Source organism: Streptomyces sp. NPDC005899 (assembly GCF_040629645.1).
Taxonomy (GTDB): domain Bacteria; phylum Actinomycetota; class Actinomycetes; order Streptomycetales; family Streptomycetaceae; genus Streptomyces.
This window is the reverse complement of sequence record NZ_JBEXWB010000254.1, coordinates 1-9,475: the sequence shown is the minus strand read 5'-3', so window position 1 is coordinate 9,475 and position 9,475 is coordinate 1. Positions and strand designations below refer to the sequence as shown.

The following is a 9,475-nucleotide window of genomic DNA, read 5'->3' as shown; positions in this document are numbered from 1 at the left end:
CGGGCGACGTCGCCCGGGGCGGGGCGGTCGCACGGTCGAGCCCCGCAGCCGAGATCTTGAGGAGCACCATGGCTTCCGACCGCACTCAGCCCTCTGCCGTCACGAACGCCGCGGGTGTGCTGCGCCACGGCAAACTGTGGATCGCTCCCGGTGTGCTCACCGGGCTGCTCGCGCTGCTGCTGTCCTTGCTGTACATGGGCGGTATTCTCACGCCGGAAAGCAGCCTGCACCGGCTGCCGATCGCCCTGGTGAACCAGGACACCGGCATGCCGCTGCCAGGGTCACGGAAGAATCTGGGCACCGAGGTGAGCGATGAGATCATCGCTTCCACGTCGAACGACGATGTGCGGTGGCGCCGCCTCGGCCATGGCTCCGCGCAGGACGAACTGGACTCCGGGAAGGTCTACGGCGCCTTGGTCATTCCCCCCGACTTCACCTCCGCGGTGCGCTCGCTGGCCGGCACACACGCCAGTCGGCCCACCCTGACAGTGCTGACCAATCCGGGCCTGGGCAGCCTCGGATCGTCGATGGCCGGCAAGATCAGCGAGCAGGCCGCGCACCAGGCGTCATCGGCCATCGGCAAACAACTGTCGGCCTCACCGGAATTCGCGCGGGCGCCGTCCGCCACGCGTCTGCTGCTCGCCGACCCGGTCGCGGTCGACACCCGTGTGGGCCATCCGATCGGGTCGCACAGCGGGCTGGGACTGAGCGCCTTCTACTACGTGCTGCTGCTGGTGCTGACGGGCTTTCTCGGCGGCAACATCATTCACAGCTCCGTCGACACCGCTCTTGGCTACGCAGACGCGGAGATCGGTCCCTGGCACTCACGCAGGCCTACTGTCCCGATCAACCGAACGCAGACGCTGCTGCTCAAAATGGGTATGACCGCCGGGTTGTGCGTCCCCGTCACCGCACTGGTCATGATCGCCTGCATCAGCATCCTGGGTATGGACGCACCCCACCTCTTCATGCTGGCGCTGTTCTCCTACTGCTCCTGCTTGGCGGTGGGCCTTGGCGTGCAGTCGATCAACGCGGCGTTCGGCAACATCGGCCAGCTCGTGTCGATGTTCGTCTTCATCGCCTTGGCCCTGCCGTCCTCAGGGGCCACTATCCCGCTCGAGGCGGTGCCGGGCTTCTACCGCTTCCTCGCCCTCTTCGAGCCGATGCACCAGCTCGCTTCGGGCGTCAGAGCGATCCTGTACTTCGACGCCCGCGCTGACGCGGGGCTCACCCGGGGATGGATCATGATCGGCGTCGGCATCATCGGCGCGGTCGTCTTCGGTTTTCTCGTGACCCGGTACTACGACCGCAGAGGCCTGCGTCGAATGGTGCCCAAACCGGGCTGAAGGCGGCTTTTGGTGCCGGGCCAGGAGGGCGGTCCGCGGGCCCGTAGGTCCCCAAGCCCCCCGTCCATGGGGTGATCGGGCGGCGCCACCAACGTCACCCTCGGCCGGAGAACCGCATCCCCGGAGGGACATGCGCCCTCATCGCCAGATTCATCCGGCCCGCCGGATTCGCGAGGAACGCGGTGCAAGAACAGGCTCTCAACTCAAGGGGGCAGCATCATGGCCCGGAACAACGGTCCCGCGTCCATCCAGCCGCCTGACCCCGCGCCTGCCCCGCAGCAGCCCGCCGTGGGTGCTGGCCTTACCCGCGATACGTCAGGGCGCCGCTCGGTCCACCAGGGCCCCGGCTGGTAGACAGGTTGCTCACCAACCCGCCATGAGGAACGTGCCGGCGACGAGCGTGACCGCGACGGCGGTGAGCCCAACGAGACGCCGGAGGAGAAAGGTGCCCCAGGGGCCGAACCGCGCCGAGCGCCCGGCCCCCGAGGCCGTCCCGACGGCCGATGCCGCCGCCATCAGCCGGTGATCCGGAGCGTGGAGACGGAGAGGGATCCGCCCGGCATCGCGAAGGAGACGCCCTTGCGGGCGACGTAGTGCACGTCGACCGTGGCCAGCGGGATCACGTCGTTGGCCTTGAGCAGCGCCTCCTGCGCCTTCTGCCAGGCGGCGCACTTGGCGTTGCGGTCCGTGGTGGAGGTCGCGGCGACGTAGTTCTCGGCGTAAGCCGCGTTTTTCACCGCACCGTAGTTGAGGCCGCCGTTCGTTGGTTCGGGGCCCAGGAAGTAGGTGCCACCGCGCGCGAGGGTGCCGCTGATCAGCGGGAAGACGGTGGCGTCCCAGTCTCCCTGGTTGGCGGTGACGTCGGTGGCCCAGGCGGCGTTGTCGGCGTTGGTGAGCTTCACCTCGGCGCCGGCGGCGCGCAGGGCCTCGGCGATGTAGGAGTTGCCTGCGCCGCCGGCGACCGCGTTGGATCCCTCCAGCTTGATGCTGACGCCCTTCAGTACCTGCTTCGCCGCAGCCGTGTCCGTCCTGGTCAGCAGGGAGTCGTCGGTGGAGACGCACGCCGCCTTCTCGTCCACGTACGAGGTGAGGGGCTGTCCGGTGCCGCCGAAGACGTTGTTGAACGCCTTGACGCTGACCGCCTGCGCGATCGCCTTGCGGACCTTCGGGGCGGCGCCCGGGTGCCCGGGGCGCTGGTTGAAGGCGATGTAGTTGCGGATGAACGGCGCGGATCTCACCGTGAACGTGTCGTTGTCCGTGAACCGCGTGGCGTCCGTGCCTGTGAGGGGGGCCAGGTCGAGGGCGCCGGTCTGCAACTGGTTGGCGAGGGTCGACTCGTTCTTCGAGATCTGGACTCGCAGGCGGTCGGCCGGCTCCCCTGCGGGCATCGAGGCAAACCGCGGATACGCCTTGAATCCCTTGCGCAGCCGCAGTTCGTACGAGGTGCCGCGCCGTGCCGTACCCATTTCGTACGGTCCGGTGGCCGCGCCCTTGACGGCGCCCCGGGCGAGCGCGGCGGCGCCCGCGTCGAGGCCGGCCTTGCAGACGATCCCGGCGGCGGTGCCGGACAGGCCGGCGAGGACCTCGCCCCACGGGGTGGCGGTGGTGATGGTGACGGTGCCGGTCGTCTCGTCGCCGGTGATCGTGGTCTTCTCCCCTGTGTTCGCGGCGCCGAAGGTGAGCAGGGCGCCGGCCGAGTTCGCCCGGTAGCGCTTCAGGGAGGCGACGACCTGCGAGGCGGTGAGCGCCGATCCGTCGGAGCAGGTCTGGCCCTTCTTCAGCGTCAGCGAGGTCTTCGTCGGCGTGGACGTCCAGGTGTCGGCGAGAGCGGCGACGAACGTACCGCCGTCGTCCTGGCCGATCAGCGGCTGGTACAGCAACGACGTGAGGGCATAGTCCGTCGAGCCCGCGCCCTTCGCCGGGTCGAACGAGGTGACGTCGGAGGTGAATCCGACCTTGACTGTGGCCCGGCCCTTGTCGCCGCTCGATGAAGGACCGCCGGTCGGGCCGGTGGTGCAGGCGGAGGCCAGGAGGGAGGTGGCGGCAACCGTGATGGCGCCGGAGAGGAACCGCGAACAGGGCATGGAGGACTCTCCAGGACTGAGAACTGAGAAGGGGCCGAGGGCTGGGAGGGGCGAAGCTCTGGTACGGGCCGGGGACTTGGAGGGGCTGTGGGCGGGGCCGGGCCGGGGTCTGGGAGCGCGGGCAGTGCTGCGGTCTGTTGCGGCATACAGAACAGGTCACTTCCCTCCCGACCCCGCAATTGCAAGAATCCGCATCGGAAAGGTGATCGCATGCATGAATCCGCAGGGCCCGTCGGCCCCAGGGCCGCCACCACCCCGTCCCGGGGAACACTCGATGAACTCGATCTCGCCCTCGTCAACGCCCTGCAGATGGCGCCCCGCGCCCCCTGGGCGCAGCTGGCCCGCCCGCTCGGCGTGGACGCGGCAACGCTCTCGCGCCGCTGGTCCCGGCTGCGGAACTCCGGTGAGGCATGGGTCACCTGCTACGCGTCGCCCTCCCAGGTCACCTACGGCGCCCTCGCCCTGATCGAGGTGACGTGCGTGCCGCAAGCCCGGGAGGCCCTGGCCGACCAGTTGGCCCGGCACCCGCAGGCGATGAGCGTGGAACTGGTGGCGGGATCCTGCGACCTGCTCCTGACGGTGGCCACGGCGACCATGTCGTTGATGAGCGGGTACGTACTCGCCCTCGGCCGTATCGAGGCGGTGACGGCCACGCGCACCCACCTGGTGCAGCACGTGCACCGGGACGGCAGCGAGTGGCGCATGGACTCCCTCTCCCGCGACCAGAGGCGCGACCTGACGGAGACCGAGGACGGCGGCGCCCACACCGCCGGCGCGGCCACGCTCACGCCCGAGGACCGCATCCTGCTGCGCGTCCTCGCCGAGGACGGCCGCCGCTCCGTCACCTCGATCGCCGCCGAGCTGGGCCGTCCGGAGTCAACGGTGCGACGGTCGCTGCACTCTCTGCTCCAGGGCGGCAGAGCGGTACTGCGCTGCGACGCCGCCCACCTGTACGCGGGCTGGCGCAGCTCGGCGACGCTCTGGATGTCCGTGCCACCCGCCCAGCTCATGGCTGCGGGCGATGAATTGAGCCGCCTGCGGAGCACTCGTATGGCGGCGTCGGTGTCCGCCGAGGCGAACCTGCTGAGCGTGGTGTGGCTGCATGCCTTGGACGACCTTGGTCGCTACGAGGTCCAGGCCGCCGCGCGGATCAGCTCCCTGCGCGTACGCAACCGAGCGGTGAACCTGCGCTGGATCAAGCGCATGGGCCGCCTGCTCGGGGACGACGGCCGGAGCACCGGCTGCGTGCCGGTCGACCCGTGGCATCCGATCGTCTGAACCACCCACCTCCGATCCGCCATCTCCCTCCGGGTCCCGTCCGAGTCGCTCCTACCCGAGCCCGCGGCTGCGCTTTCCGGCACACCGCCCCCGGCCCTGGCGGATTCATGCAATCTGCAGGCCGGGCGGGGCCAGTCCCTGAGGCTGGCACCACCGCCGGACGACAGCCGACCGACCGGCCGGCTTACCGACCGATCGGCCTCAGCCTCCGCACGGGAAGGACGTCACACCCATGTCCAGCCACACCCCCGCCGGCGATGACCTCGTCCACCTCAACGCCACCGACGCGCTTCAGCTCTTCGCCGGCCGTGCGCTGTCGCCCGTCGAACTCATGCGGGCCGTCATCGAGCGTGTGGAGAAGGTCGAACCGCACATCAACGCCTTCACCGAGCGACTCTGCGACGAGGCCCTGGAACAGGCCCGGCACGCTGAGGCCCGCTACCTCGGCGAAGACGGCCTGGCCCCCCCCCGTCCGCTGGAGGGCATCCCAGTCGCGGCCAAGGAGAAGCACGCCATCGTGGGCCGCACCCTGACCGAAGGTTCTCTCGCCCACGAGGGCCGCATCGCCACGGAGAACGCTCCCGTGATCGACCGCATCCTCGGCGCGGGCGGCATCATCCACGCCCGCACGACGACCCCGGAGTTCTCCCTCAGCACCTACACGCACTCCCGTATGTGGGGCATCACCCGCAACCCCTGGAACCCCGACTTCACCCCCGGTGGGTCCTCCGGCGGTGCGGGCGCCTCCCTCGCCGCCGGTACGACCCTGCTCGCCTCGGCCTGCGACATCGGGGGCTCCACCCGCATCCCGGCCGCCGATCTGCCCCACCACCGCCGTCCCCGGCTGGCACGCGGGCGACGACCTCGCGAGCGACAAGGTCGTGGTGCACGGCGAGGGAGTGGCCGACACCCTGTGGAGCGCCGTGACCACGCCTTGCAACATCCACAACCGCTGTCCCGTGCTCAACGTTCCCTCCGGAACGTCGGGTTGGGGAGTCCCCACCGGCCTCCAGATCCTCGGCCACCCCTACGACGACCCCGCCGTCTTCCGCATCGGCAGGGCACTGGAGACCCCCGCCCCTGGTCGTACGCCCAGATCGAGGACGGCATGCCGTAGCCCGGCGAGCAGTGCCGACGCCCCCGCCCACGCAGGAACGCGCGATGGGCCCCCACCACCGATCAGCCCACCGTCGAGAGGCAACTCCTGTGAACGCCCCTGAACCCGATCTGCTCTGGCCGGCATACGACCGGCCGGGCGCGCTGACGACGATCGAGTCCATCGCGCTCGAGGACCGCGGCCTGCCCGGTTCCACGTACGACGTACTGGCACGCGCCGCCGCATTGTGGCCCGACCGGCCGGCTCTCACCACGCTGCCCAGCGCGGAGCAGTGGACGCGCGGCGAGACCCTGACCTTCGAGCAACTGCGCGATCAAGTGCACCGCATCGCCAACCTCTTCCACCGACACGGCGTCCGCCGTACCACCGCCGTGGGCCTGCTGACCCCCAACGCCGGCCTTCTGCCCGCCACCCTCCTGGCCGCCCAGCTCGCGGGCTGTGCGGCACCGGTCAACCCGGCACTCGCCGTCGAGCACGCCGAACGGCTGCTGGGTCTGGGCGGGGCAAGGGTCCTGGTCGCGGCCGGACCCGAACTCGACGCCGAGGCATGGCGGACGGCCCGCACCGCGGCGGCGTCACTCGGCTGCTCAGCGCTGTTCGCCCTGCGTCCGGTCGGCGCACCCGGTCCCGCCCCCGAACTCGAACGGGTCGAGGGGGTGCACGTCGCCTATCTGCAGGTCGAGGCCGCCGGCCAGCCGACAGAGCTCCTTCCTGGTGTGGTGCCTCCGAAGGCCGGCGACCTGGCCGCGTACTTCCACACCGGCGGCACCACCGGCGCCCCCAAGCTGGCCGCACACACCCACGCCAACGAGGTGACAGACGCCTGGATGATCGCTGCCAACAGCACGTTGGACTCCGATTCCGTGGTCTTCGCCGGGCTGCCGTTGTTCCACGTCAACGCCTTGGTCGTCACCCTGCTGGCGCCGCTGTTCCGCGGTCAGCACACCGTGTGGACCGGCCCCCTGGGCTACCGCGAACCAGCGCTGTTCGCAGTCTTCTGGAAGATCGTCGCGCACTTCCGGATCGCCACCTTGTCCGCGGTCCCGACCGTCTACGCCGGCCTCGCCCGGAGGCCGCTCGACGCGGACATCACCTCGCTGCGCTTCGCCATAGTCGGCGCGTCTTCCTTGCCGCCGGCGGTACGTGCGGCGTTCGAGCACCACACCGGCGTCCCGCTCTGCCAGGGGTACGGTCTCACCGAAGCCACCTGCGGCAGCGCTCGGAGCTTCCTGTACGAGCACCAGCGCCCGGAGGCCGCGGGCCAGCGCATGCCCTACCAGCAGGTGAAGACGGTACGGATCGGCAGCGACGGCACCTGGCACGACCTCCCGCAGGGGGAACCCGGCGTCCTCGCCATCAGCGGCCCCACCGTCTTCCCCGGCTACGTCGTCGGGCACGACGACACCGGACCGCGCATGGACACCCTCGGCAGCGTGCGCGACGGCTGGCTCAACACCGGCGACCTCGCACGCGTGGATTCCGACGGCTTCATCCACCTGCTCGGCCGCGCGAAGGACCTGATCATCCGCGGCGGCCACAACATAGACCCCGCCGTAATCGAGGATGCCCTCCTCACCCACCCGGCCGTCACCGGCGCAAGCGCCGTCGGGCGCCCCGACCCCCACTCCGGCGAGGTCCCCGTCGCCTACGTCACCCTCAGGCCCGGCACGACCGCCACCGGGCCCGACGAGTTGGTCGCCTTCGCCGCGCAGCACGTACCCGAGCGAGCCGCAGCCCCCAAGGACGTCATCGTGCTTCCGGTGCTGCCAGTGACCGACATCGGCAAACCTTCCAAGGTCCCTCTGCGCCTCGACTCCACGCGCCGCGCGATCTCCACAGCCCTGGCCGGTCTCGGCATCTCTTTCCCCGACGAACAGATCCGATGCGAACTGGTAGACGGCCGCCCAACGGTTTCCCTGCCTCCCGTCGCCGACCCCGGCCGGCGCCGCCGGATCATCGCCCAACTCGCCCTGTACGACGTGAAATGGACGTTCACCGACCTCGGCAGTTCGTGAGGCCGCCCTGCCGTCCACAGGATCCCGGCGGCCGACCGCCGGCACGGCGGACCGCCAAGGCGAATCACCTTCCTCCCCGCCCCCGCAAGCCACGCCGTCGCTGTGGCGATACGCTCGTCAGTCCTTGACGGCCTCGGCTCAGGGCTCCTGGCCAGGGGTCACGAACCCGGCATCGTCACCCACCACGCCACGGAAGCACCGTCCCGGAGCGGCGGACGGGCTCGGCCCGTTCTTCGGCAGCGTCCAGACGGACGCCGCTGATCCCCCGCCAAGTCGATAACCTTCTCGGAGGCGACGCCGGCCGGCCACGCCTCGGTCTCCTCCACTCGTCCCCGTCCAGAGTTCGAGCGTCATATGAGCGTCAAGATTCCCGAAAGAAGCCAGAAAGCGCCGCCGAATCGACCGCACCCCTTAAGAAGTCGCAGGTCAGGCAACTGCAGGGCTCGATCCAGCCCCTCGACCCACTACATGCAGGGAAATAGGTCAACCTCACTACCAGGGCAACGAAATCGCAGGTCAGGCGTTCTTCGCGACCGGCTCAAGAATCGCCACACACTCCACGTGGCAGGTCATCAAAAACACGTCATAGGGAACGAGACATCGAAAGCCGCAGGTCTGAAATGTTTTATCCTCTCGGTAGGCAACATCTCGTCCCCCATGCGTCAAACGAGCGTGACGCCCTGACCTGCATTCCTTGAGGTGTGCCAAGGGGCGGCTTTCCTCGCTACACGCGGGGAGTCACGCACCGCCCCGACCTGGTCATACCCGCTCGCTGAAGAAGGGTCCTGACTTACGAGCTCGTGCATGGTTAGCGGTGACGTTGGCCCTGCCAGCTCGTTAGAGGGGCCGCGAACGACAGCCTTGAGGCGAACGAGGTGACGTGCCGCGAGATACGGTGCGGCGCCAGGAAGACGGTCCGCCCAGGACTGTGGTGGCAGAGCGTTCGGTGTCGAACGCAGCTCGAACTTGGGGTCCCGGAGGTTGATGTGGCTGGATAGTTCGTAGACGTGCGGGTGTCCACTGGTCAGGTTGGAAGGGCTTCTTCTGCGTTTTGGCTTCTCTCCTGGGAGACCGTATGCGTCCTATTAAGATCGCTACCGGCCTTGGCATCGCGGCTCTGACGACTGGCATGCTCCTCGGGCTACCGGCGACGAGCGCGCAGGCCGTCGAGTACCCCACCACCCCGGGGATCAATGTCCCTTTCGGGGCCACCTACACCCAGGGCACGGCCACCTGGTACAACCGGTCGGTCACTCTAGCGGGTGAGCACCGAGCCATCAGCTCCAGCGGATGCCGGGCGACCTGGATGTACACCTACGACGCCAATGGAAAGCAATTGGGCAGCCGCGGCACGAGCATCATCTGCGAGCAGACGGCCGGCTTCACTCTCAACGTTCCCGCCGATGTTCCGGGTGGGGCTGCCACGATCAAGGTTTGTCTGGATGACGGCAACTACGTCGACCTGGCTTGCAAGACCTACCGCAGGCCCTGACCGTGATCCGGTGACATGCCGCGGGTTGAGATCGGTGCCGAGGGCGCCTGGGCCTTGACCCCGGATCCTGAACACGGGTTATGCGGCTTGTGCCAGCGTAGTTGGTGTGAGGTGGAGGGCGTTCTCGAAGGCAATCGGTGATC

At 69.2% G+C, this 9,475-nt stretch carries 6 protein-coding genes; 5 read left to right on the top strand and 1 reads right to left on the bottom strand.

The features are described from left to right. The first annotated feature begins 68 nt into the window (after positions 1 to 68). Positions 69 to 1,346 (top strand): DUF3533 domain-containing protein, encoded by a 1,278-nt coding sequence (locus tag ABZ371_RS23785; RefSeq protein ID WP_358683037.1) that lies wholly within the window; start codon positions 69 to 71, stop codon positions 1,344 to 1,346. Positions 1,347 to 1,861: 515 nt separating this feature from the next. Here ABZ371_RS23785 and ABZ371_RS23780 read toward each other — a convergent pair. Next, complete coding sequence (locus tag ABZ371_RS23780) at positions 1,862 to 3,430, bottom strand: ABC transporter substrate-binding protein (RefSeq protein ID WP_358683035.1); 1,569 nt, start codon at positions 3,428 to 3,430, stop codon at positions 1,862 to 1,864. Positions 3,431 to 3,640: 210 nt separating this feature from the next. On the opposite strand from ABZ371_RS23780, the gene ABZ371_RS23775 reads away from it, so the two are divergent. From ABZ371_RS23775 to ABZ371_RS23760, 4 genes are all read left to right on the top strand, one after another. Next, positions 3,641 to 4,708: an AsnC family transcriptional regulator gene (locus ABZ371_RS23775; RefSeq protein ID WP_358683033.1), complete on the top strand. Its 1,068-nt coding sequence runs from the start codon at positions 3,641 to 3,643 to the stop codon at positions 4,706 to 4,708. Positions 4,709 to 4,940: 232 nt separating this feature from the next. Further along, positions 4,941 to 5,825, top strand: coding sequence for an amidase (locus tag ABZ371_RS23770; protein WP_358683031.1), 885 nt, complete (start codon positions 4,941 to 4,943; stop codon positions 5,823 to 5,825). Positions 5,826 to 5,914: 89 nt separating this feature from the next. Further along, entirely contained in the window at positions 5,915 to 7,840 is a 1,926-nt protein-coding gene (locus ABZ371_RS23765; protein WP_358683029.1) for an acyl-CoA synthetase, read from the top strand. A 1,075-nt stretch (positions 7,841 to 8,915) separates the two neighbouring features. Continuing rightward, entirely contained in the window at positions 8,916 to 9,332 is a 417-nt protein-coding gene (locus tag ABZ371_RS23760) for a hypothetical protein (RefSeq protein ID WP_358683027.1), read from the top strand. Positions 9,333 to 9,475: the final 143 nt, after the last annotated feature.